The organism is Mesorhizobium sp. B2-6-2 (assembly GCF_006440615.1).
GTDB lineage: Bacteria > Pseudomonadota > Alphaproteobacteria > Rhizobiales > Rhizobiaceae > Mesorhizobium.
Window position 1 is genome coordinate 215,659 of sequence record NZ_VFUG01000006.1, and the last position, 24,637, is coordinate 240,295.

Consider the following 24,637-nt stretch of genomic DNA (forward strand, 5'->3'; position numbering starts at 1 on the left):
CCCGTTCCCCGAGCCCATATAGCGGCTGGCGCCGACCTGCGATAGTGCGGTCGACAATGTTGCAACAGAAATCCCCCGGTCCGGTGAGGATCGGGGAACTCCGGAATTATCTGGGCACTACGGCTTTTCCCCGCTCAGCGCTTTCGACGGCTCCGGCAGGATTTTCCGCTTTGCCGGGCGTGTTTGGAAAATTCGTTCTCCAATCACCGCGAGCCGCGCGGGTCTTGCATTGTTATCGGCGGCGCCGATCTGTTAGAACGCCCGCACGAAACAGTTTGTCCGAAGTGAAATCTGCGCCTGGGCGGCATCGGATTGCCCCTGCGATGCAAGATTTCCGCTCCACGGCACGAGAGAACGCTCGACGCTCCATGAATATCGCGCTCACGCATCTGCAGCGGCTCGAGGCCGAATCCATCCACATCTTCCGCGAGGTCGCGGCGTCTTTCTCCAAGCCGGTGATGCTCTATTCGGTCGGCAAGGATTCCTCGGTGCTGATGCATCTGGCGATGAAGGCCTTCTATCCGGCCAAGCCGCCTTTCCCGTTCCTGCATGTCGACACCACCTGGAAGTTCCGCGAGATGATCGCCTTTCGCGATCAGATGGCGCAGAAGCTCGGCTTCGACCTTTTGGTTCACGTCAACGAGGACGGCGTGCGCGACGGCATCAATCCGTTCGACCATGGTTCCAACACCCACACCCATGTCATGAAGACGGTGGCGCTGCGCCAGGCGCTCGACAAATACGGTTTCGACGCCGCTTTCGGCGGTGCCCGCCGCGACGAGGAGAAGTCGCGCGCCAAGGAGCGCATCTTTTCCTTCCGCAACGCCCAGCACGCCTGGGACCCGAAGAACCAGCGGCCGGAAATGTGGAAGATCTTCAACACCCGCATCGCGCCGGGCGAATCGATCCGCGTCTTTCCGCTGTCCAACTGGACCGAGCTCGACATCTGGCAGTACATCCTGCAGGAGAACATCCCGATCGTGCCGCTCTATTTCGCCAAGGAGCGGCCGGTGGTCGAGCGCGACGGCATGCTCATCATGAAGGATGACGACCGCATGCAACTGCATCCCGGCGAGGTGATCGAGAACCGCCTGGTGCGCTTCCGCACGCTGGGGTGCTACCCGCTGACCGGCGCGATCGAGTCCGATGCCGACACGCTGGACGCCATCGTCGGCGAGATGCTGACCGCCCGCACCTCCGAGCGCCAGGGCCGCCTTATCGACCGCGACGAGGCCGGCTCCATGGAAAAGAAAAAGCGCGAGGGGTATTTCTGATAATGCGCCACATGATGGCCAAGAGCCTCGCTCCGACCGATTCGATCCGCGACTACATGGCCGCGCAGGAGAAGAAGTCGCTGCTGCGCTTCCTCACCTGCGGCTCGGTCGACGACGGCAAGTCGACGCTGATCGGCCGGCTGCTCTCCGACACTAAGCAGATTTTCGAGGATCAGCTCGCCGCGCTCGAAAGGGATTCGCGCAAGCACGGCACTACCGGCGACGACATCGACTTCGCGCTGCTGGTCGACGGGCTGGAGGCTGAGCGCGAGCAGGGCATCACCATCGATGTCGCCTATCGCTTCTTCGCCACGCCGAAGCGCAAGTTCATCGTCGCCGATACGCCCGGCCACGAGCAGTACACACGCAATATGGCGACGGGCGCCTCGACAGCCGATCTCGCCATCGTGCTGATCGACGCGCGCCAGGGCGTGCTGCGCCAGACCCGGCGTCACTCCATCATCGCCTCGCTGCTCGGCATCCGGCATATCGTGCTTGCGGTCAACAAGATCGACCTCGTCGGCTTCGACAAGACCGTGTTCGACCGGATCGTCGCCGACTACGGCGAATTCGCCAGGGAACTGGGCTTCATGAGCGTCGCCCCGATCCCGATGTCGGCGCGCTTTGGCGACAACGTCACCAGCCGCTCGGACCGCACGCCCTGGTATTCCGGGCCGTCGCTGATCGAGCATCTGGAAACCGTGTCTGTCGACGAGGCCGCCGTCGAGCTGCCGTTCCGCTTCCCCGTTCAGTATGTGAACCGTCCGAACCTCGATTTCCGCGGCTTTGCCGGCACCATCGCCTCCGGCACCGTCTCTGAAGGAGACGAGGTCGTCGTCGCCAAGTCGGGCAAGGCGTCCAGGGTCAAGCGCATCGTTGCGCAAGGCGGCGACCTCGAGCAGGCGGTCGCCGGCCAGGCGATCACACTGGTGCTCGACGATGAGGTCGAGGTGTCGCGCGGCAATATGCTGGTGTCGCCGGCTGCACGACCGCAGGTCGCCGACCAGTTCGCCGCCAACATCGTCTGGTTTGACGAGCAGGCGCTGCTGCCCGGCCGCTCCTACATCCTGCGCACCGAAACCGACCAGGTGAGCGCGACCGTCACCGACCTGAAATACCGGGTCAACGTCAATGATTTCGCGCATGAGGCGGCGAAGTCGCTCGACATCAACGAGGTTGGCGTCTGCAATCTGTCGACGCGCGCGCCGATCGCTTTCGATCCCTTCGCCGAGAACCGCACCACCGGCGCCTTCATTCTGATCGACCGCATCACCAACGCCACCGTCGGCGCCGGCATGATCCTGCATTCGCTGCGCCGTGCCGAAAATATCCACTGGCAATCGCTCGATGTCGGCAAGCGCGGCCGCTCAGACCTGAAGAACCAGCGCCCGGCCGTGTTCTGGTTCACCGGGCTCTCCGGCTCAGGCAAGTCGACCATCGCCAATTTGTTCGAGAAGAAGCTGTTCGCGTCCGGCCGCCACACCTACATCCTCGACGGCGACAATGTCCGCCACGGCCTCAACCGCGATCTCGGCTTCACCGACGCCGATCGTGTGGAAAACATCCGCCGCGTCGCCGAGGTGGCCAAGCTGATGGCCGATGCCGGCCTGATCGTCATCGTCTCCTTCATCTCGCCCTTCAGCGCCGAGCGGCGCATGGCGCGCGAGCTGATGGCCGAGGGCGAGTTCGTCGAGGTGTTCGTCGACACCCCGTTCGAGGAATGCGCCCGCCGCGATCCGAAGGGCCTCTACGCGCGCGCCTTGAGCGGCGAGATCAAGAATTTCACCGGCGTCGATTCTCCTTATGAGGCGCCGCAGAATCCGGAAATTCACCTGAAGACTCTGGGCAGGAGCCCGCAGGAGATGGCGGAAGCTCTGGAGCACTGGTTGACCGAGCGCGACATTGCCGAGGAGCAGTACGACAATGGCGGCGGTATCTGACGAGGCGATGCTCGGCGTCTTCGAGCGCCTGGCGCTCGAGGCCGGGCGCGAGGTGATGCGCGTCTTCCATGAGGGCTGCGCCGTCGACAGCAAGGCCGATTCTTCGCCGGTGACGGAAGCCGACCGCGAAAGCGAGAAGATCATCCTGGCCGGCCTGCGCGCCGCCTATCCGGACATCCCCTGCGTGGCGGAGGAGGAGGTCGCGGCGGGAACCGCAACGCCCGATCTCGACGGCGCCTTCTTCCTGATCGATCCGCTCGACGGCACCAAGGAATTCGTCAACCGCCGCACCGATTTCACCGTCAACATCGCGCTGGTCCGCCATGGCGTGCCGGAAGTCGGCGTCGTTTTCGCGCCGTGCACGGGACGCTTTTTCTCCGGGCGACCCGGCAAGGCCGAGGCGCTGGAGGTCGATGCCGACTATCGCATCGCCGGTCGCCGGCCGATCAAGGTGCGGGCAGGGGGCACGCCGCTCGCCGTCGTGGCCAGCCGCTCGCACAATACGCCGGAAACCGAGGAATTCATCCGCGATCTCGGCGCCGCGGAGATCGTCTCGATCGGCTCGTCATTGAAATTCTGCCTGCTCGCCGCGGCGGAAGCCGACGTCTATCCGCGCTTCGGCCGCACCATGGAATGGGACACGGCGGCGGGCGACGCGGTGCTGCGCGCCGCCGGTGGCATGACGCGGACCCTGGACGGCGAGCCGCTGATCTACGGCAAGCGCAACCAGGCCGGCGACAGCGATTTCGCCAATCCGCATTTCATCGCGACGGGGAAGGGCGCGTAATCTTCCCTCGAGGGGCGAGATCAGGCCGCCGCTACATGCGCCGAATTCGAGCCGATGTAGTTCCTGATCGTCTCGATGATCCGGTCCTGATCGGCCTCGTTCAAATAGGCGTGCATCGGCAGGCAGAGGATCTGCTTCGGCAGTTGCTCCGAGACGGCAAGGCCGGTCGGTGTTCGCGGATAGTGCTTGTAGGCGACCTGCTCGTGCAGCGGCTTCACGTAGTAGATCACCGACGGGATGCCCTTTTCGCCGAGATGGGCCTTGAGCCCGTCGCGCTTCGGCGTCTCGATGGCGTACTGCGCCCAGGCCGAGCGGCCGTGGCCGAGATTGCGCGATGCCTTGACGATGTCGCCAAGGCCCTTGGCGTAGCGGTCCGCGACCATCTGCCTGGCCACCATCTCATCCTCGAGGATGGTGAGCTTTTCGATCAGGATCGCCGCCTGCAGCGTGTCGAGGCGCGAATTGATGCCGACGCGGACATTGTCATATTGCGTCTCGCCCTTGCCGTGGAAGGCGAAGGAACGGAGCTTTTCGGCCAGCGCGGCATCGTTGGTGAACATCGCGCCGCCATCGCCGTAGCAGCCAAGCGGCTTCGCCGGATAAAAGCTGGTCGAGCCGACATGGCCGAAGGCGCCGCACATGGTGCCGTCGGCGGAACCGCCCATCGACTGCGCGGCGTCCTCGATCACCAACAGGTTCTCGCGCTTGGCGATCGCCATGATCGCTTCGTAGTTCGCGGAGAGCCCGAACAGGTCGACCGGGATGATCGCCTTCGGCTTCAGCCTGCCTTCCTTCTTGATCATCTCGATCGCCGCCTCGAGGCTGGCGATGTCGATGTTGTAGGTGTCGCGGTCGACGTCGACGAAGACCGGCTCGGCCTTGGCCAGCGCCACCACCTCGGCGGTGGCTGCGAAGGTGAAGCTCGGCACGAACACGGCATCGCCCGGGCCGATGCCGGCGGCAAACAGCGGCAGGAGCAGCGCGTCGGTGCCGTTGGCGCAGGCGACCACATGCTTGACGCCGACATAGGCGGCGAGCTTGTTCTCGAATTCCGCAACCTGCGGCCCGAGGATATAGCGGCCGTCCTCCACGACGTGGTCGATCGCGGCCTTCAGCCGGTCGCGGATTCGTTCGCGCTGCGCGCCAAGATCGATGAACTGCATGTCGGCCTCGAAAGTGACTGTAAAACCGGCCCGCTGGTAACAGACTTGAACCGGCTGAGAAAGCCGGTGGCGGCCGGCGCAAATTGCTCAGGGTGTCGCAGCCTGTTACCGATTTTGCCGGCGCAATGCCTGAAAATCCGAGCTGCGAGAGGCGTTTTCCGGCCCCTCCTATCGCGTCATCCACCGGTGGGAAACATAAAGTGATCGGCCGCGAAGGGCGGATTCGCGTCAGTGTAAGCGCCGGATCAGCCTATTTCGTGCCTCCAGGGCGGGTTGGCACCGGCCCGCGAAACCGTCACCGCGGCCGCCTTGGCGCCGAGCTCCAGCGCCTTGCGGATCGCATCTTCCGGCAGGTCGCCGATCGCCGCCTTGGTGAGCAGGCCCTGCTCGTGCAGGGAGGCCAGAATGCCGGCGTTGAAGGTGTCGCCTGCGCCGACCGTGTCGATGACCTTCACCTTCTGCGGCATGACCGTGACCTTGTGCGCCTTGCTGTAGCCGACGGCGCCTTCGCTGCCATGGGTGACGACGATCAGCTTCGGCCCACGCTCCAGCCAGTTGCGCACCACATCCTCATGCGAGCCGGCCTCGTCGAACCATTTGAGATCCTCGTCGGAGAGTTTCACGATGTCGGCCATCGCCATCATCTCGCGGATACGCCTCAGATGCTTCGCCTTGTCCGGGATGAAATTCGGCCGGATGTTGGGATCAAGCATCATCACCCGACTCCGGTGCTCGCGCCGCATGAATTCCTCATAGGCCGATCCCGCCGGCTCGGAGATCAGGCTGATGGCGCCGAACAGCATCGCCTCGATCTCGGACCCGAGCTTCGGCAGGTCCTCGATCGTCAGCATGCGCCCGGCGGTGTTCTCGTCATAAAAGGTGTAGGTCGCCTGGCCGTTGGTGAGACGGACGAAGGCGAGCGTCGTTGGACGCGGCGAGGTGTGCGCATAGGTGGAGCTCACCTTGCTTGCGCCGAGCGCCTCGCGGAACTGGCCGCCGAACAGGTCGGAGGAGAGGCCGGAGAAGAAGCCGGCCGGAGCGCCGAGCCGGCCGAGCGCGATCGCCGAGTTGAACACCGCGCCGCCGACATAGGGCGCGAAGGCCGCTTCGCCTTGCGTCGTGGTGCGCGGCAGCATGTCGATCAGGGCTTCGCCACAGCAAAGGATCATGTCGTCTTGGTCTCCGGCGGATGGATCACGCCCTTGCGAATGATGATGTTGGCAAAGAGCCTGGGTTCGCTGGTCGCAACGATGGCGTGCGCCGCCTTGACGCGTGCATAGAAGTCGGGCCCGGCCAGCGCAACCACCTTGTGGCCCGGCGCACGCTTGGCGCAAACCGCTTCCATCTCATGGTGCACGGCGTCGGCCAGCGCCGGGTCGCCCTTCACCGAGGCACGGAACAAAGCCTGCGGCACCGCCTCGTCCACCGGCAGGACGCTGAGCACGGCGTCGAGGACCGCTATGACGTGGTGGCCGTCGGCGCGAATCAGCCGCCGCGCCTGTTCCTCGGCCGGATAATTGCCGTCGACGATCGCGATCTCGTCGCCATGGCCCATTGCCCTGAGCGTCGCCAGGAACTGGGGCCCGAGCAGCGACGGGATGCCGATCAGCATGTCAGGCGCCCCCGGACGTGTGAGGTCCGATCAGGAAGCGCTCGGAGAGTGGCAGGCTGGCGCCGCCCATGGCGCGTGCGTGAATGCCGACCGTTCCCTCGCGCACGACAGGCAGTTTCAGTCCTTCGGCATCGACGCGGGCGATCGCTTCCGTGACGGCATCGACCAGCCGGCGCCGCACATCGAGCGGCATCCAGCCGTCGATAACCGCCGCTTCGAAATCGATGACCGACGAGGCAGCGACAATGGCGTAGGCCAGCGCCCGCGAGGCGCTGGCGATCCATTCGTCGAGCTCGGCGCCGATCTCGCCCCATTCCTGCGGCGAGGTCCACAGATAGGAGCCGTCGATGCCCTTGGCGGAGAGCGCCTTTTCCAGCATCGCGATCGAGGCGACGTCGATGAGCTGCGTCGGCTTGCCGTCCGGCCCGGGCACCGGCATCGAGCCCAGCGCACCGGCGTTGCCGTTCGGCCCGCTGTAGAGGCGGCCATTGAGCACGATACCGCCGCCGGCGAAGGCGCCGATGTAGAAATAGACGAAATCGCGCGCTGCGCCCGCTCGTCCGAAGACGAGCTCCGCGCCGCAAGCCGAAGTCGCGTCGTTCTGCAGGTAAACCGGGAACTCGCACTGCCCCTGGATGTCCGCGCGGATGTCGCGATGGCGCCATTCGTCCATGATCTCGCGCGGCGCGCCGGCCGTGTCTGCCCAGTTCCATAGCTCGAACGGCATGGCGATGCCGAGCCCGGCAATGCGCTTGTCCTGCGCCGGCGTCAGTTCGCCGCGCATCGTCTTGATGCCGGCAGTGACGAACTCGACGGTCTCGCGCGGTGCGGGGTAGCGGTAGGAATGCTGCAGCATGGCGCGCACATTGCCGAGGAAGTCGATCAGCACGAGCTCGGCCGAGCGCCTGCCGATCTTGAGGCCGATGAAAAAAGCGCCTTCCGGATTGAGCGCCATCGGAATCGAAGGTTGGCCGATCTTGCCGCGCAGCGGCGCCTGGCGCACAAGCAGCTTGTCTTCCTCGAGCTCGCGCATGATCACCGACACTGTCTGGGCCGACAGTCCGGTCATGCGCGCAATGTCGGATTTGGCCAGGCTGCCGTGCTGGCGCACCAGGGACAGCACGAGCCGCTCATTGTGGTCGCGCATGCCGCTCTGGTTGGTGCCGCGGTGCAGCCGGCTCTCCAAAGCCTCGGGCGAACCGTGCCTCGCAATGCCGGTCTCCACCCTGTTTCCTCCCGTCTGTTTCCCCTCGATGCTTTTCGTTCAGAATGGGTGAACAGCGCAAGGCTGTCAATAATAAATAAGAGTGATTTAATTATTGACAGCCGTTGCGGACTGGTGTCTTTTGATCTGGCGTCCACGCTGGGAGAAATGGTTGGATGCGTTTGAGGCGCCGGGTTGGCCGGCGTCCGGAATGGTTCCACTGGGAGGAAATCGTGACCAAGAAATCGCTGCTGAAATCCACCGTATTCGCGGCGGCCGGGCTGGGCCTGTTCGCATTTGCCTCGTCCGCGTCGGCCGCGGGCGTAGGCGCCTGCCTGATCACCAAGACCGACACCAATCCTTTCTTCGTCAAGATGAAGGAGGGTGCGACCGCCAAGGCCAAGGAACTCGGCGTTGACCTCAAGACCTATGCCGGCAAGATCGACGGCGACAGCGAGAGCCAGGTCGCGGCGATCGAAAGCTGCATCGCCGACGGCGCCAAGGGTATCCTGATCACGGCCTCCGATACCAAGGGCATCGTGCCGACGGTGAAGAAGGCGCGTGACGCCGGCCTGCTGGTGATCGCTCTCGACACGCCGCTCGATCCGATCGACGCCGCCGACGCCACTTTCGCAACGGACAATCTCGAAGCCGGCAAGCTGATCGGCGCCTGGGCCGCCGCTACGCTTGGCGACAAGGCCAAGGACGCCAAGATCGGCTTCCTCGACCTGACCCCCTCGCAGCCGACCGTCGACGTGCTGCGCGACCAGGGCTTCATGATGGGCTACGGCATCGACGTGAAGGACCCCAACAAGATCGGAGACGAAACCGATCCGCGCATCGTCGGCCACGACGTGACGAACGGCAACGAAGAGGGCGGCCGCAAGGCGATGGAGAACCTTCTGCAGAAGGACAACACCATCAACGTCATCCACACCATCAACGAACCGGCCGCCGTCGGCGCCTATCAGGCGCTCAAGGCCGTCGGCCTCGAGAAGCAGGTGCTGATCGTCTCGGTCGACGGCGGCTGCCCGGGCGTGAAGTCGGTCACCGAAGGCGTCATCGGCGCCACCTCGCAGCAATATCCGCTGCAGATGGCGGCGCTCGGCATCGAGGCGATCGCCGCCTTCGCCAAGGACGGCACCAAGCCCAAGCCGACCGAAGGCAAGAACTTCTTCGACACCGGCGTCAACCTTGTCACCGACAAGCCGGCCAATGGCGTCAAGTCGATCGACACCAAGGAAGGCCTGGCCAAGTGCTGGGGCTGATGCTCTGAGAGGTCCACGAACCGTGCGGCTGGGGGCTTGATCCCCGGCCGCATCGGGTGGACGATGCGCTTTCGTCAAAGCGCGACAATCCTGGCGACAAGACCGGAATAGGCGTCGACGGCGTGTGCGGCAATGAGAGGCCGTATGCAGACGGGAGGACATATGTCTCAGATACAGGAATTCGAGAAAGTACTTACGGGAAGCGACACCAGCGTCGCCGCCTTCGACGAGCACAAATCGGCCGTCAAGCGCGCCCAGCACTTCCTGCACTCCACGCCGGCGGCGGTGCCGCTGATCGTGCTGGTTCTGTCGGTCATCATCTTCGGTATCGCCATCGGCGGGCGTTTCTTTTCGTCCTACACGCTGACGCTGATCCTGCAGCAGATCGCCATCGTCGGCATTCTCGGTGCCGCGCAGACATTGGTCATCCTGACCGCGGGCATCGATCTCTCGATCGGCGTCATCATGGTGATTTCGGCCGTGATCATGGGCAATTGCGCGGTGACCTATGGGATGCCGGCCATTCTCGCTGTGGTGATTGGGCTTGCCGCCGGCGGCGCCTGCGGACTGCTCAACGGCCTCCTGGTCGCCTACATGAAGCTGCCGCCCTTCATCGTCACGCTCGGCACCTGGAACATCGTCATGGCGACGAATTTTATTTATTCGGCCAATGAGACGATCCGCGACACCGATGTCGACGTGCAGGCGCCGCTGCTGCATCTGTTTGCGGTGAGCTTCAGGGTCGGCTCTGCCGTGCTGACGCTTGGCGTCATTGCCATGGTCCTGCTGGTGATCCTCCTGTGGTACGTGCTCAACCACACCGCATGGGGCCGCCATGTCTACGCCGTCGGCGACGATCAGGAGGCTGCGAAACTGTCGGGCATCCAGACCAAGAAAGTGCTGATGACGGTCTATGCCCTTGCCGGACTGATCGCCGCTTTCGCGGCTTGGGTCTCGATCGGCCGCAACGGCTCGGTCTCGCCGTCGGCCGCTGTCACCGACTACAATCTGCAGGCCATCACCGCGACGGTGATCGGCGGCATCTCGCTGTTCGGCGGGCGCGGCTCGATCCTCGGCACGCTGTTCGGCGCCATGATCGTCGGCGTCGTCTCGATGGGCCTCAACATGCTGGGCGCCGATCCGCAATGGAAGGTGCTGCTCACCGGCGTGCTGATCATCGGCGCCGTGGCGATCGATCAATGGATCAGAAAGGTTTCGGCATAGTCATGACCCAGGAGCCCATTCTCACAGCGCGCGGCCTGATCAAGCGCTATGGCCGCGTTACCGCCCTCGACAATGCCGATTTCGATCTCTATCCGGGCGAAATCCTCGCCGTCATCGGCGACAACGGCGCGGGCAAATCATCGCTGATCAAGGCGATTTCCGGCGCGGCCGTGCCCGACGAAGGTGAAATCCGGCTTGAGGGCAAGCCCGTTGCTTTCAAGTCGCCGATGGAGGCCCGGGAAGCCGGGATCGAAACCGTCTACCAGAACCTCGCTCTGTCGCCGGCGCTGTCGATCGCCGACAACATGTTTCTCGGCCGCGAGATCCGCAAGCCCGGCCCGCTCGGCAGCTGGCTGCGCATGCTCGACCGTCCGGCGATGGAGAAGCGTGCTCGCGACAAGCTCACGGAGCTCGGTCTGATGACCATCCAGAACATCAGCCAGGCGGTGGAAACGCTTTCGGGCGGCCAGCGCCAGGGCGTTGCGGTGGCGCGTGCTGCCGCCTTCGGCTCGAAAGTGGTGATCATGGACGAGCCGACGGCCGCCCTTGGCGTGAAGGAAAGCCGCCGCGTGCTGGAGCTGATCCTGGACGTCAAGAAGCGCGGCCTGCCGATCGTTTTGATCTCACACAACATGCCGCATGTCTTCGAGGTGGCGGACCGCATTCACATCCACCGGCTTGGAAGGCGTCTCTGCGTCGTCGATCCTAAGCAGATTTCCATGTCGGACGCGGTGGCGCTGATGACCGGCGCCAAGAAGCCGCCGGAGGACGCGCTGGCGGCTTGATCCCTACGACATGTCCCTGTTGCCGCAGGCGGGCTGACGGGTCGGTTGAGTAAATCGATTGAACCTATGCTGCAACGCACTAAGATGGGCTGGGAGGAACGGTGAAAGCCGCTATGATCAGGCCAGTTGAACGAGAGGCAGCATGACATCCGCCATGACGATCGAAGTCCCTGTTCTCGACAATCCCGACCCCAAGACGCTCGCCGAAGAAGTCTTGATGTCGCTCAAATACCGGGTCGGCAAGGACACAACCGTCGCCACGCCCTATGACTGGCTGACCGCTTCGATCAAGGTGGTGCGCGACCGCGTAGTCGACCACTGGATGCAGGCGACCAGGGAAGCCTACGACCAGCAGGAAAAACGCGTCTATTACCTTTCGCTCGAATTCCTGATCGGGCGCCTGATGCGCGACGCCTTCTCCAATCTCGGCCTGATGGAGAACATGCGCGAGGCGCTGTCCTCGCTCGGCGTCGACCTCGACCTGATCGCGGGGCTCGAACCGGACGCCGCACTCGGCAATGGCGGCCTTGGCCGTCTCGCCGCCTGTTTCATGGAAAGCATGGCGACCGTCGACATCCCCGCCCACGGCTACGGCATCCGCTACGCCAACGGCATGTTCCGCCAGGAAATCCACGGCGGCTGGCAGGTGGAGCTGCCGGAGACCTGGCTCGATCACGGCAATCCCTGGGAGTTCGAACGGCGCGAGCGTTCCTTCGAGGTCGGCTTCGGCGGCTCGGTGGAATCGATCACCTCGAAAGAAGGCCGGCTCGAACGCCACGTCTGGAAGCCGACCGAGCATGTGCTCGCCGTCGCCTATGACACGCCGGTAGCCGGCTGGCGCGCCAGGCGCGTCAACACGTTGAGACTCTGGTCCGGCATGCCGATCGACCCGATCCTGCTCGACAAGTTCAATGCGGGCGACCACATCGGCGCGCTGGCCGAGAGCAACAAGGCCGACGCGCTGTCGCGCGTGCTTTATCCTGCCGATTCCCACATGGCCGGCCAGGAGCTCAGGCTGAGGCAGGAGTATTTCTTCTCCACCGCCTCGCTGCAGGACATCGTGCAGCGTCATTTGAGCCAGTACGGCGACCTGAAATCGCTGCCCGACAAGGCGGCGATTCACTTGAACGACACCCATCCCGCGGTCGCCGTCCCGGAGCTGATGCGGCTCCTGATGGACGTCCACGGCATGGATTTCGACCAGGCCTGGGACACCACCAAGCGCACCTTCGGCTACACCAACCACACGCTGTTGCCCGAGGCGCTTGAAAGCTGGCCGGTGCCGCTGTTCGAGCGTCTGCTGCCGCGCCACATGCAGATCGTCTACGCCATCAATGCGCAGGTGCTGCTCGAGGCCCGCGCCACCAACCAGTTCTCCGGCGATCAGATCGCCCGCATCTCGCTGATCCAGGAAAATGGCGACCGCCGCGTGCGCATGGGCAATCTGGCCTTTGTCGGCTCGCATTCGATCAACGGCGTCTCGGCGCTCCACACCGAGCTGATGAAGGAGACGGTGTTCGCCGATCTCCACAAGCTCTATCCCGATCGCATCAACAACAAGACCAACGGCATCACGCCCCGGCGCTGGCTGATCCAGTGCAATCCCGGCCTGACCTCGCTTGCCCGCGAGGCGATCGGCGACCGCTTCATGGACGACATCGAGGCGATCAAGGATCTCGATCCGCTCGCCGATGACGCAGCTTTCCGTGAGAAATTCGCCGCCGTGAAGCGGCAGAACAAGGCGCGGCTCGCCAATCTCGTTGCCGACCGGCTCGGCATCAGGCTCGATCCGTCGGCGCTGTTCGACATCCAGGTCAAGCGCATCCACGAATACAAGCGCCAGCTGCTCAACATACTGGAAGCGATCGCGCTGTATGATCAGATCCGCTCGCATCCGGAACGGGACTGGATGCCGCGCGTCAAGATCTTCGGCGGCAAGGCGGCGCCCAGCTATCACAACGCCAAGCTGATCATCAAGCTGGCCAACGACGTCGCAAAGGTTATCAATGGCGATCCGTCGGTGCGCGGCCTGCTGAAGGTGGTGTTCGTGCCGAACTACAATGTCAGCCTGGCCGAGGTGCTGATGCCGGCCGCGGATCTCTCCGAGCAGATTTCGACCGCCGGCATGGAAGCTTCGGGCACCGGCAACATGAAGTTCGCGCTGAACGGCGCCTTGACCATCGGCACGCTCGACGGCGCCAATGTCGAGATCAAGGAACATGTCGGCGACGACAACATCTTCATCTTCGGCCTCACCACCGCGGAGGTCGCAGAGCGGCGCGCCAATGGCTACAATCCGCGCGGCGTGATCGAGACCTCGTCCGAGCTGTCGCAGGCGGTATCGGCCATTTCCTCCGGCGTCTTCTCGCCCGACGATCCCGACCGCTATCGCGACCTGATGAACGGCCTCTACCAGAGCGACTGGTTCATGGTGGCGGCCGACTTCGATTCCTACGCCGCCTGCCAGCGCGAGGTCGACGCCGTGTGGCGCAACAGCCCCGACTGGTACGCGCGCGCTATCCGCAACGTCGCCCGCGTCGGCTGGTTCTCGTCCGATCGCACAATCCGCCAATATGCGAAAGACATCTGGAACGTACCCGTCTGATATGATTGCATGAGCCACAAAGAACGTGGCCAGATGCATGTCGCCCAAAAGTGCGTAGCGATTTTGGGACCGCGACATGCACCAAGACGAAGAACAGCGCATGCCGGAGCGTGGCATGCGCCAGAACAAGGTGCCCGGGGAGGGCGACCGTTTGATGAGGAAGCCGCGCGCGACCGCTGCGACAAGCGGGCCGGACGGACTGGCGCCAGCCGGCGATGTCGCGGCGATTGTCGCCGGAACGCATGGCGATCCTTTCGCGGTCCTGGGCGTGCAGGAAGCCGGCAAGGGTTTCGTCGCCCGCTGCTTCGTGCCCAACGCCGAATTCGTCATGGCCTACACGCTGACCGGCAAGGAGGTCGGCGAGCTCTCCCGCCGCGACGACGCCGGCTTCTTCGAGGGCAAGGTCTCGATCCGCAAGCGCCAGCCGCTGCGCTATCACGCCAGGAATGCCGGCGGCGATTGGTGGCTGACCGATCCCTATTCCTTCGGCCCGGTGCTCGGTCCGATGGACGACTATTACATGGCCGAAGGCTCGCATCTCAGGCTCTTCGACAAGCTCGGCGCCCACATCGTCGAACACGAGGGCGCCACCGGCGTCCATTTCGCCGTCTGGGCGCCCAATGCGCGGCGCGTCTCCGTGGTCGGCGCCTTCAACGACTGGGATGGTCGCCGGCACACCATGCGCGACCGCAAGGACACGGGCATCTGGGAGCTATTCATTCCCGATATCGGCGCTGGCAAGCCCTACAAGTTCGAGATCATCGGGCCCGACGGCGTGCGCCTGCCGCTGAAGGCCGACCCGTTCGCCTTCGAGTCGGAATTGCGTCCGGCGACCGCCTCGGTGACGGCGCCGCCCATAGCGCATCAATGGGGCGACGAGGCGCATCGCGGCTATTGGCAGAAAGCCGATCCCCGGCGCGAGGCGATCTCGATCTACGAGGTCCATGCTGGCTCCTGGCAGCGCCGCGACGACGGCACGTTCCTCTCCTGGGACGAGCTCGCCGCACGGCTGATCCCCTATGTGGTCGACACCGGCTTCACCCATATCGAGTTCCTGCCGATCTCGGAGCACCCCTACGACCCATCCTGGGGCTACCAGACCACCGGGCTTTATGCGCCGACAGCCCGCTTCGGCGACCCCGATGGCTTCGCCCGCTTCGTCGACGGCGCGCACCGCGCCGGCGTCGGCGTCATCCTCGACTGGGTGCCGGCGCATTTCCCAGTCGACGAGCATGGCCTGGTCCATTTCGACGGCACGGCGCTCTACGAGCATGCCGACCCGCGCCAGGGTTTCCACCCGGACTGGAACACGGCCATCTACAATTTCGGCCGCCGCGAGGTGGTGTCGTTCCTGGTCAACAACGCGCTGTTCTGGGCCGAGAAATACCATGTCGACGGCTTGCGCGTCGACGCGGTCGCCTCGATGCTCTACCTCGATTATTCGCGCAAGGCCGGCGAGTGGATCCCCAATGAGAAGGGCGGGCGCGAGAACCTGCAGGCCGTCAGCTTCCTGCAGAAGATGAACAAGGAGGTCTACGGCCACCACCCCGGCGTGATGACGATCGCCGAGGAATCGACCTCATGGCCGAAAGTGTCGCGTCCTGTGCATGAAGGCGGCCTCGGCTTCGGCTTCAAGTGGAACATGGGCTTCATGCACGACACGCTGGAGTATCTCTCCAAGGAGCCGATCTTCCGCAAGCATCATCACAACGACATCACCTTCGGCCTGGTCTACGCCTTCTCGGAAAATTTCGTGCTGCCGCTTTCGCATGACGAGGTCGTGCACGGCAAAGGCACCCTGCTCCACAAGATGGCAGGCGACGACTGGCAGAAGTTCGCCACGCTGCGCGCCTATTACGCCTTCATGTGGGGCTATCCCGGCAAGAAGCTCCTGTTCATGGGCCAGGAATTCGCCCAGCGCCGCGAGTGGAGCGAGGAACGCGCGCTCGACTGGGACCTGCTCGAATTCGCGCCGCATCGCGGCGTCTGGCAGGCCGTGCGGGACCTGAACTACCTCTATCGTTCGCGCCCGGCGCTGCATGCGCGCGACTGCGAGCCGGAGGGTTTTTCCTGGCTGATCGTCGACGACCGCGACAATTCGGTCTTCGCCTGGCTGCGCAGCGCGCCGGACGGCAATTCGATCGCCGTCGTCTCCAATTTCACGCCGGTGCCGCGCGAGAATTATCGCGTGCCGCTGCTGAAGGCGGGAAAATGGCGCGAGATCATCAATACGGACGCCGAGGTCTATGGCGGCTCCGGCATGGGCAATAGCGGCATGGTCGAGGCAAGCGGGGAAGGAGGCGGCGTATCGGCGACGATGCTTTTGCCGCCGCTGTCGACGATCATGCTGGAATTCGTCACGGATTGAAGCAGATGATGTCTCATCCTGCTCTTGCAACAGTCCGGGCAGCTTGTTTGGGAGGGTAACAGAATGGCAGAGATCAGAAGAACCCAGCCGCTGGCACGCGATGCCATGGCCTATGTGCTGGCCGGCGGCCGCGGCAGCCGCCTCAGGGAGCTGACCGACCGGCGCGCCAAGCCGGCGGTCTATTTTGGCGGCAAGACGCGCATCATCGATTTCGCCCTCTCCAATGCGCTCAACTCCGGCATCCGCCGCCTCGGCGTCGCCACCCAGTACAAGGCGCACTCGCTGATCCGCCACCTGCAGCGCGGCTGGAACTTCCTGCGGCCCGAGCGAAACGAAAGCTTTGACATCCTGCCTGCATCGCAGCGCGTCTCGGAAACGCAGTGGTATGAAGGCACGGCCGACGCCGTCTACCAGAACATCGACATCATCGAGGCCTACGGCCCTGAATACATGGTCATCCTCGCCGGCGACCACATCTACAAGATGGATTATGAGCTGATGCTGCGCCAGCATGTCGACGCCGGCGCCGACGTCACCGTCGGCTGCCTGGAAGTGCCGCGCATGGAGGCGACCGGCTTCGGCGTCATGCATGTCGATAAGAAGGACAACATCATCGCTTTCGTCGAAAAGCCGGCCGATCCGCCCGGCATTCCGGACAAGCCGGAATTCGCCCTGGCCTCGATGGGCATCTATGTCTTCAAGACCAAGTTCCTGATGGAGCAGCTGCGCCGCGACGCCGCCGAACCCGGCTCCAGCCGCGACTTCGGCAAGGACATCATCCCCTATATCGTGCAGCACGGTAAGGCGATCGCCCACCGCTTCGCAAAATCCTGCGTGCGTTCCTCGCACGAGGCCGAACCCTATTGGCGCGACGTCGGAACTGTGGACGCCTATTGGGAAGCCAATATCGACCTCACCGATATCACGCCCGAGCTCGACCTCTACGACCGCAACTGGCCGATCTGGACCTATGCCGAGTTGAAGCCGCCGGCAAAGTTCGTCCATGACGAGGACGGCCGCCGCGGCGAGGCGATCTCCTCGCTTGTCTCCGGCGACTGCATCGTTTCCGGCGCCTCGCTGCGCCGCAGCCTGATCTTCACCGGCGCGCGCATCAATTCCTATTCCAAGCTCGAGGAAGTGGTGATGCTGCCCGACGTCCAGGTCGGCCGCAACGCGAGCCTCAAGCGCGTCGTCATCGATCACGGCGTCCACATCCCGGAAGGACTGGTGGTGGGCGAGGATCCGGCGCTCGACGCCAAGCGTTTTCGCGTTTCGGAAAAGGGCATCTGCCTCATCACGCAGGACATGATCAACAAGCTGTCGACCCCGTAGGCTCGATCGGCAAGCTGTCGGCCTGATAGGCTCGATCGGCAAGCTGCCAGGTCGATCAGCAAGCTGACGGGGTCGATCAGCAAGCTGTCGGGTCGATCAGCAAGCTGACGACTAGATCAACAGATTGTCACTTTGAGCTGTCATCTTGAGATCGGAATGTGGAGCGCATGCAGGTTCTGTCGGTCACGCCCGAAATCTTCCCGCTGGTCAAGACCGGCGGCCTTGCCGACGTCGCCGGCGCCTTGCCTATCGCGCTTGCCGGCAAGGGCGTGGCGATGCGCACGCTGGTTCCCGGCTATCCCGTGGTGATGGCGGCCTTCGCCAAGAAGAAGGCGGTCTACCAATATCCGCTGCTGCAGGGCGCTAAGGCTTCGATCCATGCCGTCAAGATCGGCGATCTCGATCTCTTCGTTTTGGACGCACCGCACCTCTTCGATCGCCAGGGCGGCCCTTACGGCACCGCCTCCGGCGCCGACTGGCCGGACAACTGGCGCCGCTTCGCCGCGCTCAGCCAGGCCGGCGGCGACATTGCCGGCGGCGCGATCTCCGGTTACCAGCCCGACATCGTGCATGCCCATGACTGGCAGTCGGCGATGACGCTTGCCTATATGCGCTACGGCAAGGCGGTCGGCGTGCCGTCGCTGATCACCGTGCACAACCTCGCCTTCCAGGGTCAGTTCGGCGCGGGCATCTTCGGCGAGCTCGGCCTGCCGAGCGTGGCGATGCAGCTCGACGGCGTCGAATATTATGGCGGCGTCGGCTTTCTCAAGGCCGGCCTGCAAGCCGCCTGGGCCATCACTACGGTCAGCCCAACCTATGCGCAGGAAATCCGCTTGCCCGAATTCGGCATGGGTCTCGACGGGCTGATAAACATGCGCTCCACCGATCTCTACGGCATCGTCAACGGCATCGACGTCGACATCTGGAATCCGCAGACCGACAAGCATCTGGTCGCCAATTATTCGGCCGAGACGCTTGCGGCGCGCGGCAAGAACCGCAAGGCGGTCGAAGAGCGCTTCGGCCTGGAAGCGGATGGCAGCCCGATCGTCTGCGTCATCAGCCGGCTGACCTGGCAGAAGGGCATGGACATCCTGGCCGCGGTCGTCGACGGCATCGTCGCCGCCGGCGCGCGGCTGGCGATCCTCGGCTCCGGCGACGCCGGCCTCGAAGGCACGCTGCTCGCCGCCGCCGCCCGCCATCGCGGCCGCGTCGGCGTCGTCGTTGGTTACGACGAAGACCTTTCGCACGTCATGCAGGGCGGCTGCGACGCCATCATCATCCCCTCGCGCTTCGAGCCTTGCGGGCTGACTCAGCTCTATGGCCTGCGCTATGGCTGCGTGCCGGTCGTCGCCAGGACGGGCGGTCTGGCCGACACCATCATCGACGCCAACGAGGCCGCCTTGTCGGCCGGCGTCGCCACCGGCTTCCAGTTCGCGCCCAACAATGGTGCCGCGATGCTCCATGCCATCCAGCGGCTGGTCGAGCAGCATGCGCGGCCCGCGACCTGGGCCTCGATCCAGCGCCAGGGCATGAAGGCCGATGTCTCCTGGGACAAGAGCGCCGAAAAATATGTCGAACTCTATCGCTTGCTGCTTTCAAAAAGGGCTGCCTGAGGCATGATCAAAACCGTCCCCACCAAACCCTATACCGACCAGAAGCCGGGTACCTCCGGTTTGCGCAAGAAGGTGCCGGTGTTCCAGCAGGAGCACTATGCGGAGAACTTCATCCAGTCGATCTTCGATGCCCTGGACGGTTTTCAGGGCAAGACGCTGGTGATCGGGGGCGACGGCCGCTTCTACAACCGCGAGGTCATCCAGAAGGCCATTGCCATCGCCGCCGGCAACGGCTTCGGCAAGGTGATGGTCGGGCAGGGCGGGATTCTCTCGACGCCGGCCGCCTCCAACATCATCCGCAAATACAAGACCTTCGGCGGCATCATCCTGTCGGCCAGCCACAATCCGGGCGGCCCGCACGAGGATTTCGGCATCAAGTACAATGCCGGCAATGGCGGCCCGGCGCCGGAAAAGATCACCGACGCGATCTTTGCCAAGTCGAAGGAGATCAAGAGCTTCAAGATCGCCGATATCGGCGCCATCGACATCGACACCATCGGCACCGTCAAGGCCGGCGACATGACGGTCGAGATCTGCGACCCGGTCAAGGACTACGCCGAACTGATGGAAAGCCTGTTCGACTTCGACGCGCTGAGGAAGCTCTTCAAGTCGGGCTTCCGCATGCGCTTCGACGCTATGCATGCGGTGACCGGCCCCTATGCCAAGGAGATCCTCGAACGCCGGCTCGGCGCGCCGGACGGCACCTGCCGCAACTTCAAGCCGCTGCCCGATTTCGGCGGCCACCACCCGGATCCGAACCTGGTGCACGCAAAGCACCTCTATGACGAGATGATGGGGGCAGACGCGCCGGATTTCGGCGCGGCTTCGGATGGCGACGGCGACCGCAACCTGATCATCGGCAGAGGCATCTTCGTCACGCCGTCGGACTCTGTGGCGATGCTTGCCGCCAATGCCAAACTGGCGCCGGGCTACAAGGACGGTCTGAAAGGCATCGCCCGCTCCATGCCGACCAGCGGTGCTGCCGACCGCGTCGCCGAAAAGCTCGGCATCGGCATCTACGAGACGCCGACCGGCTGGAAGTTCTTCGGCAACCTGCTCGATGCCGGCATGGCCACCATCTGCGGCGAGGAAAGCGCCGGCACCGGCTCCAACCATGTGCGCGAGAAGGATGGCCTGTGGGCCGTGCTTCTGTGGCTCAACATCCTCGCCGCGCGCGGCGAGAGCTGCAAGGACATCGTAACCGGGCACTGGGAGACCTACGGGCGCAACTATTATTCGCGCCACGACTATGAGGAGGTCGAGAGCGATCGCGCCAACGCGCTGGTCGACGAATTGCGTGCCAAGCTGGGCTCGCTGCCCGGCACCAGCGTGCGCGGCCTCAAGATCGCCAAGGCCGACGATTTTGCCTATCACGACCCGGTCGACGGCTCGGTCAGCGAGCACCAGGGCATTCGCATCCTGTTCGAGGGCGGCTCGCGCGTCGTGCTGCGCCTCTCCGGCACCGGCACGTCAGGGGCGACGCTGCGCATCTATATCGAGCGCTACGAGCCGGACAAGGCAAGGCACGACCTCGACACGCAGGAAGCGCTCGCCGATTTGATCGCCGCCGCCGACGACATCGCCGGCATCAAGAGCCACACCGGCCGCAACAAGCCGAGCGTGATTACTTGAGGGTGGTGTGGCGCGCCTTTCCTTCTCCCCTTGTGGGAGAAGGTGGATCGGCGCGCAGCGCCGAGACGGATGAGGGGTGTTGGCCGGATCGCCGTCATCGCCAAGCTGGAGCACCCCTCATCCGTCGCCTTCGGCGACACCTTCTCCCACAAGGGGAGAAGGGGGAGCCTGCATGACCCTCGGCGCCACCATCACCTCCGAAGGCATCCGCTTTGCCGCCTGGTCGTCATCGGCGAGACGCCTGTGGGTCTCGCTTTTCGACAACAGCGGCGCGCGCGAGATCGACCGGCTGGAGCTTAACCCGGAAGGCGGAGGCGTGCACGCGCTCCTTGTCTCCGGCCTTGGCGACGGCGCGCGTTACGGCTTCCGCGCCGACGGCGACTATGCGCCGGAGCACGGCCTGTGGTTCGACCCGAACAAGCTTCTTGCCGACCCCTATGCCGTCGAGGTCGATCGCCCATACCAATATCATTGGCGGCTTGCCGCCAAACGCAACGAAGGCGTCGACACCGCTCCGCTGATGCCGAAGGCGATTGCGCGTTCGCTGCCCAAACCGATGCCGCCCCAGCCGCCGCTGTTCCGGCCAGGCGGGCTGATCTACGAGCTCAATGTCCGCTCCTTCACCAAGCTGCATCCGGACGTGCCGGAAACCCAGCGCGGCACCATCGCGGCGCTCGCCCATCCGGCTGTCGTCGAGCACCTGAAGCGTCTCGGTGTGTCGGCCGTCGAATTGATGCCGGTCACCGCATCGATCGACGAGCGGCATCTGCCGCCATTGGGGCTGGGCAACGCCTGGGGCTACAATCCCGTCACCTTCATGGCGCTCGATCCGCGCCTTGCGCCCGGCGGTATCGAGGAACTGCGCGGCACCGTCGCCGCTCTGCGCCAGGCCGGCATCGGCACCATCCTCGACCTCGTCTTCAACCACACCGGCGAAAGCGACCGGCTCGGGCCGACTTTGTCGCTGCGCGGGCTCGATGCGCTGGCTTACTACCGGCATCGGCCGGACGGCAGCCTGATCAACGACACCGGCACCGGCAACACCGTCGCATGCGATCATCCGGTGATGCGCCAAATGGTGCTCGATACGCTCCGCCATTTCGTCAGCTTGGCTGGCGTCGACGGCTTCCGCTTCGATCTGGCGCCGGTGCTCGGCCGCGTCGACGGCACCTTCGATCCGGAAGCGCCGCTGCTTCGGGCCATTGCCGGCGATCCCGGGCTCGCCGGCCGCGTGCTGATCGCCGAGCCCTGGGATATCGGCCCGAACGGCTATCAGCTTGGCAATTTCCGGCCGCCATATCTGGAATGGAATGATCGTTATCGCGACGATGCCAAGCGCTTCTGGCGCGGCGATACTGGCGCGATCGGCGCCTTGGCCACCCGGCTTGCGGGTTCCTCCGATGTCTTCGGCAGGGAGGGCCACCCGGCGAGCCGCACGGTCAATTTCATCGCCGCGCATGACGGCATGACCCTGGCCGACATCGTCGCCTACGAGCGCAAGCACAATGAGGCCAATGGCGAGCACAATCGCGACGGCCATAACGACAATTTGTCATGGAACAACGGCGCCGAGGGCGAGGCGGACGACGCGGCGATTGCCAAGGCGCGCTTCGACGATCGACGCGCGTTGCTCGCGACGCTTTTCGCCTCGCGCGGCACCATCATGCTGACCGCCGGCGACGAGTTCGGCCGCACGCAAAAAGGCAACAACAACGCCTATGCGCAGGACAACGCCATCACTTGGCTGGACTGGGCCGGCCGCGATCAGGCGTTGGAGCGATATGCCTCATCGCTCTCTGCAATGCGTCGTGCCTTTCCCGCGCTGTCGGACGCGCATTTCCTGACCGGAAAGCCGGCCGATGCTTCGGCCATTCCGGATGTCGAGTGGTTGACGGAGACGGGCGCGCCGCTCGGCGAGACGGAGTGGAACGATCCCGATCGACATCGCCTCGTCATGATGCTCAGCGATAGCGGAGGCAGTCGCCTCGCCGTCATGGTCAATGGCGACCGCCGCCAATGCGTCTTCACCTTGCCGGTCCGGGACGGCTACGAGTGGCGCCCGGCGATCGAGGCGCAGCCGGTCGATCTTGCGCGGCCGCTGCCCGGCCGCGGCGTCAATTTCATGATCGAGCGGCGTGCCGCTCAATCACGCAACGGGAAGGGCTTGTGATGGCTGCCGAAAATTCCGGGCAAGGGAGCGAATGGTGGCGCGGCTGCGTCATCTATCAGGTCTATCCACGCTCCTTCCAGGACACGACCGGCGACGGCAGCGGCGACCTCAAGGGCATCACCGCGCGGCTCGCCCATGTCGCGTCGCTCGGCGCCGACGCCGTCTGGCTGTCGCCCTTCTTCAAGTCGCCGATGGCCGACATGGGTTACGATGTATCCGAATATCGCGACGTCGATCCGATGTTCGGCAGCCTGCAAGATTTCGACGCGCTACTCGCCGAGGCGCATCGGCTCGGCCTGAAGCTCGTCATCGACCAGGTGATCTCGCATTCGTCGGACAAGCATGAATGGTTCGTCGAAAGCCGGGCCAGCCGCGACAATGCCAAGGCGGACTGGTATGTCTGGGCCGACGCCAGGCCGGATGGCAGCGCGCCCAACAACTGGCAATCGCTGTTCGGCGGGCCGGCCTGGGAATGGGACGCTACCCGCCGGCAATACTACATGCACAATTTCCTCGCCGCTCAGCCGGATCTGAACTTCCACAATCCGGACGTTCAGGACGCGCTTTTGGACACCGTGCGCTTCTGGCTGGAGCGCGGCGTCGACGGCTTCCGGCTGGACACGGTCAACTACTATGTTCACGACCGCTGGCTGCGCGACAACCCGCCCTTGGCCGCAAGTGTCGCCGGCACCAATGGCGCCACCAGCACTTACGCCTTCCAGGAGCATCTTTTCGACAAGACGCGGCCCGAAAACCTCGACTTCCTGAAACGCTTCCGCGCGCTGCTCGACGAATATCCCGACCGCGCCGCGGTTGGCGAGGTGGGTGACGAGGAGCGCTCCTTGCAGACGCTCGCCGCCTATGTATCGGGCGGCGACAAATTGCAGATGTGCTACACGTTCGACTTGCTCAGCCTGCAATTTTCCGCCGCCCATGTGCGCGGCTGCGTGCAGGCGTTCGAGACGACTGCCCCGGACGGCTGGGTCTGCTGGGCCTTTTCCAATCATGATGTCGTACGCCATGTCAGCCGCTGGACGCGGCCCGGCGAGAGCCCGGACGCGGTGGCGAAGTTCTCGATCGCGCTGCTGTCATGCCTGCGCGGTTCGATCTGCCTCTATCAGGGCGAGGAACTGGGGCTGGAGGAGGCGGAGCTAGCCTATGAGGATCTGCGCGATCCCGTCGGCATCCGCTTCTGGCCCGGCATGAAGGGCAGGGACGGCTGCCGCACGCCGATGGTCTGGCAGGCAGAGGCGGACAATGCCGGCTTCTCCACGGCCAAGCCCTGGCTGCCGGTGCCGCAGGCGCATCGCGCCCGGGCGGTCGACGCCCAGAATGGCGAGGAACGGTCGGTGCTTGCCGCCTATCGGTCGATCCTCGCCTTGCGCAAGAGCCATCCGGCACTGATTGCCGGCTCGGTTCGCTTTCTCGAGGCCGAGGGCGATGTGCTTGCTTTCCTCCGTGAGTGCGACGACGAAAGGCTGCTTTGCGTTTTCAATTTCTCGACCGAGGCTACAGGCTGGGCGCTGCCCACCGAGATCGGCGAGGCCGAGATAACGGCATTTGACGTTGACGCCGCCGGCATTCTTACCGGTGTTGTCGAGCACAGAGTGTTGGCACTGCCGCCTCTGGGCAGTTTCGTCGGCAGGATTGGTTGACGGCA

Annotated in this window: 17 protein-coding genes; 13 read left to right on the top strand and 4 right to left on the bottom strand. The window is 64.4% G+C overall.

Annotated features, from left to right (window positions below; genetic code table 11):
• Positions 1 to 368: 368 nt before the first annotated feature.
• Genes cysD through cysQ form a run of 3 tightly spaced genes read left to right on the top strand, consistent with a single transcriptional unit; the run spans position 369 to position 4,001 of the window.
• Complete coding sequence (gene cysD, locus FJ419_RS15475) at positions 369 to 1,274, top strand: sulfate adenylyltransferase subunit CysD (protein WP_246679214.1); 906 nt, start codon at positions 369 to 371, stop codon at positions 1,272 to 1,274.
• A gap of 2 nt (positions 1,275 to 1,276) precedes the next feature.
• A complete protein-coding gene (gene cysN, locus FJ419_RS15480) occupies positions 1,277 to 3,214 on the top strand; it encodes a sulfate adenylyltransferase subunit CysN (protein WP_181170709.1) in 1,938 nt (645 codons plus the stop codon).
• A gap of 7 nt (positions 3,215 to 3,221) precedes the next feature.
• A complete protein-coding gene (gene cysQ, locus FJ419_RS15485) occupies positions 3,222 to 4,001 on the top strand; it encodes a 3'(2'),5'-bisphosphate nucleotidase CysQ (protein WP_181170717.1) in 780 nt (259 codons plus the stop codon).
• A gap of 20 nt (positions 4,002 to 4,021) precedes the next feature.
• Here cysQ and FJ419_RS15490 read toward each other — a convergent pair whose 3' ends face one another.
• From FJ419_RS15490 to FJ419_RS15505, 4 genes are all read right to left on the bottom strand, one after another.
• The gene (locus FJ419_RS15490; protein ID WP_140694619.1) at positions 4,022 to 5,164 is read right to left on the bottom strand and encodes a DegT/DnrJ/EryC1/StrS aminotransferase family protein; all 1,143 of its coding nucleotides are present in this window, start codon (positions 5,162 to 5,164) and stop codon (positions 4,022 to 4,024) included.
• Between the two features lie 245 nt (positions 5,165 to 5,409).
• Positions 5,410 to 6,333 (bottom strand): carbohydrate kinase, encoded by a 924-nt coding sequence (locus FJ419_RS15495; RefSeq protein ID WP_140694622.1) that lies wholly within the window; start codon positions 6,331 to 6,333, stop codon positions 5,410 to 5,412.
• On the bottom strand, positions 6,330 to 6,776 hold the full coding sequence (locus tag FJ419_RS15500; protein ID WP_140541594.1) for an RbsD/FucU domain-containing protein: 447 nt from the start codon (positions 6,774 to 6,776) through the stop codon (positions 6,330 to 6,332). Before FJ419_RS15500 ends, FJ419_RS15495 begins: the two co-directional genes overlap by 4 nt.
• A gap of 1 nt (position 6,777) precedes the next feature.
• Positions 6,778 to 8,001, bottom strand: coding sequence for an ROK family transcriptional regulator (locus FJ419_RS15505; protein WP_140694625.1), 1,224 nt, complete (start codon positions 7,999 to 8,001; stop codon positions 6,778 to 6,780).
• Between the two features lie 212 nt (positions 8,002 to 8,213).
• Here FJ419_RS15505 and FJ419_RS15510 point away from each other — a divergent pair, with 212 nt between their 5' ends.
• From FJ419_RS15510 to FJ419_RS15555, 10 genes are all read left to right on the top strand, one after another.
• A complete protein-coding gene (locus FJ419_RS15510; RefSeq protein WP_140635179.1) occupies positions 8,214 to 9,248 on the top strand; it encodes a sugar ABC transporter substrate-binding protein in 1,035 nt (344 codons plus the stop codon).
• 162 nt (positions 9,249 to 9,410) lie between these two features.
• Entirely contained in the window at positions 9,411 to 10,472 is a 1,062-nt protein-coding gene (locus tag FJ419_RS15515; protein ID WP_140694628.1) for an ABC transporter permease, read from the top strand.
• A gap of 2 nt (positions 10,473 to 10,474) precedes the next feature.
• On the top strand, positions 10,475 to 11,257 hold the full coding sequence (locus FJ419_RS15520; protein WP_176477005.1) for an ATP-binding cassette domain-containing protein: 783 nt from the start codon (positions 10,475 to 10,477) through the stop codon (positions 11,255 to 11,257).
• A gap of 142 nt (positions 11,258 to 11,399) precedes the next feature.
• Positions 11,400 to 13,862 (top strand): glycogen/starch/alpha-glucan phosphorylase, encoded by a 2,463-nt coding sequence (locus FJ419_RS15525; protein ID WP_140694631.1) that lies wholly within the window; start codon positions 11,400 to 11,402, stop codon positions 13,860 to 13,862.
• 154 nt (positions 13,863 to 14,016) lie between these two features.
• Positions 14,017 to 16,230 (top strand): 1,4-alpha-glucan branching protein GlgB, encoded by a 2,214-nt coding sequence (gene glgB / locus FJ419_RS15530; protein ID WP_140694838.1) that lies wholly within the window; start codon positions 14,017 to 14,019, stop codon positions 16,228 to 16,230.
• A 63-nt stretch (positions 16,231 to 16,293) separates the two neighbouring features.
• Positions 16,294 to 17,562: a glucose-1-phosphate adenylyltransferase gene (gene glgC / locus FJ419_RS15535; RefSeq protein WP_140694634.1), complete on the top strand. Its 1,269-nt coding sequence runs from the start codon at positions 16,294 to 16,296 to the stop codon at positions 17,560 to 17,562.
• Between the two features lie 167 nt (positions 17,563 to 17,729).
• Positions 17,730 to 19,175, top strand: coding sequence for a glycogen synthase GlgA (glgA, locus tag FJ419_RS15540; RefSeq protein ID WP_140694637.1), 1,446 nt, complete (start codon positions 17,730 to 17,732; stop codon positions 19,173 to 19,175).
• Between the two features lie 3 nt (positions 19,176 to 19,178).
• On the top strand, positions 19,179 to 20,807 hold the full coding sequence (locus FJ419_RS15545) for an alpha-D-glucose phosphate-specific phosphoglucomutase (protein ID WP_140694640.1): 1,629 nt from the start codon (positions 19,179 to 19,181) through the stop codon (positions 20,805 to 20,807).
• A gap of 172 nt (positions 20,808 to 20,979) precedes the next feature.
• Positions 20,980 to 22,977 carry a glycogen debranching protein GlgX gene (gene glgX / locus FJ419_RS15550; RefSeq protein WP_140694643.1) on the top strand — a complete coding sequence of 666 codons (1,998 nt, stop codon included), beginning with the start codon at positions 20,980 to 20,982 and terminating at the stop codon, positions 22,975 to 22,977.
• The gene (locus FJ419_RS15555; protein ID WP_140694647.1) at positions 22,977 to 24,632 is read left to right on the top strand and encodes an alpha-glucosidase family protein; all 1,656 of its coding nucleotides are present in this window, start codon (positions 22,977 to 22,979) and stop codon (positions 24,630 to 24,632) included. Before glgX ends, FJ419_RS15555 begins: the two co-directional genes overlap by 1 nt.
• The last annotated feature ends 5 nt before the right edge of the window (positions 24,633 to 24,637 follow it).

Coding starts and splice junctions, on each gene's coding strand:
- cysD (WP_246679214.1), top strand. CDS start 369: ATGAATATCGCGCTCACGCATCTGCAGCGGCTCGAGGCCGAATCCATC.
- cysN (WP_181170709.1), top strand. CDS start 1,277: ATGCGCCACATGATGGCCAAGAGCCTCGCTCCGACCGATTCGATCCGC.
- cysQ (WP_181170717.1), top strand. CDS start 3,222: ATGCTCGGCGTCTTCGAGCGCCTGGCGCTCGAGGCCGGGCGCGAGGTG.
- FJ419_RS15490 (WP_140694619.1), bottom strand. CDS start 5,164: ATGCAGTTCATCGATCTTGGCGCGCAGCGCGAACGAATCCGCGACCGG.
- FJ419_RS15495 (WP_140694622.1), bottom strand. CDS start 6,333: ATGATCCTTTGCTGTGGCGAAGCCCTGATCGACATGCTGCCGCGCACC.
- FJ419_RS15500 (WP_140541594.1), bottom strand. CDS start 6,776: ATGCTGATCGGCATCCCGTCGCTGCTCGGGCCCCAGTTCCTGGCGACG.
- FJ419_RS15515 (WP_140694628.1), top strand. CDS start 9,411: ATGTCTCAGATACAGGAATTCGAGAAAGTACTTACGGGAAGCGACACC.
- FJ419_RS15520 (WP_176477005.1), top strand. CDS start 10,475: ATGACCCAGGAGCCCATTCTCACAGCGCGCGGCCTGATCAAGCGCTAT.
- FJ419_RS15525 (WP_140694631.1), top strand. CDS start 11,400: ATGACATCCGCCATGACGATCGAAGTCCCTGTTCTCGACAATCCCGAC.
- glgB (WP_140694838.1), top strand. CDS start 14,017: ATGAGGAAGCCGCGCGCGACCGCTGCGACAAGCGGGCCGGACGGACTG.
- glgC (WP_140694634.1), top strand. CDS start 16,294: ATGGCAGAGATCAGAAGAACCCAGCCGCTGGCACGCGATGCCATGGCC.
- glgA (WP_140694637.1), top strand. CDS start 17,730: ATGCAGGTTCTGTCGGTCACGCCCGAAATCTTCCCGCTGGTCAAGACC.
- FJ419_RS15545 (WP_140694640.1), top strand. CDS start 19,179: ATGATCAAAACCGTCCCCACCAAACCCTATACCGACCAGAAGCCGGGT.
- glgX (WP_140694643.1), top strand. CDS start 20,980: ATGACCCTCGGCGCCACCATCACCTCCGAAGGCATCCGCTTTGCCGCC.
- FJ419_RS15555 (WP_140694647.1), top strand. CDS start 22,977: ATGGCTGCCGAAAATTCCGGGCAAGGGAGCGAATGGTGGCGCGGCTGC.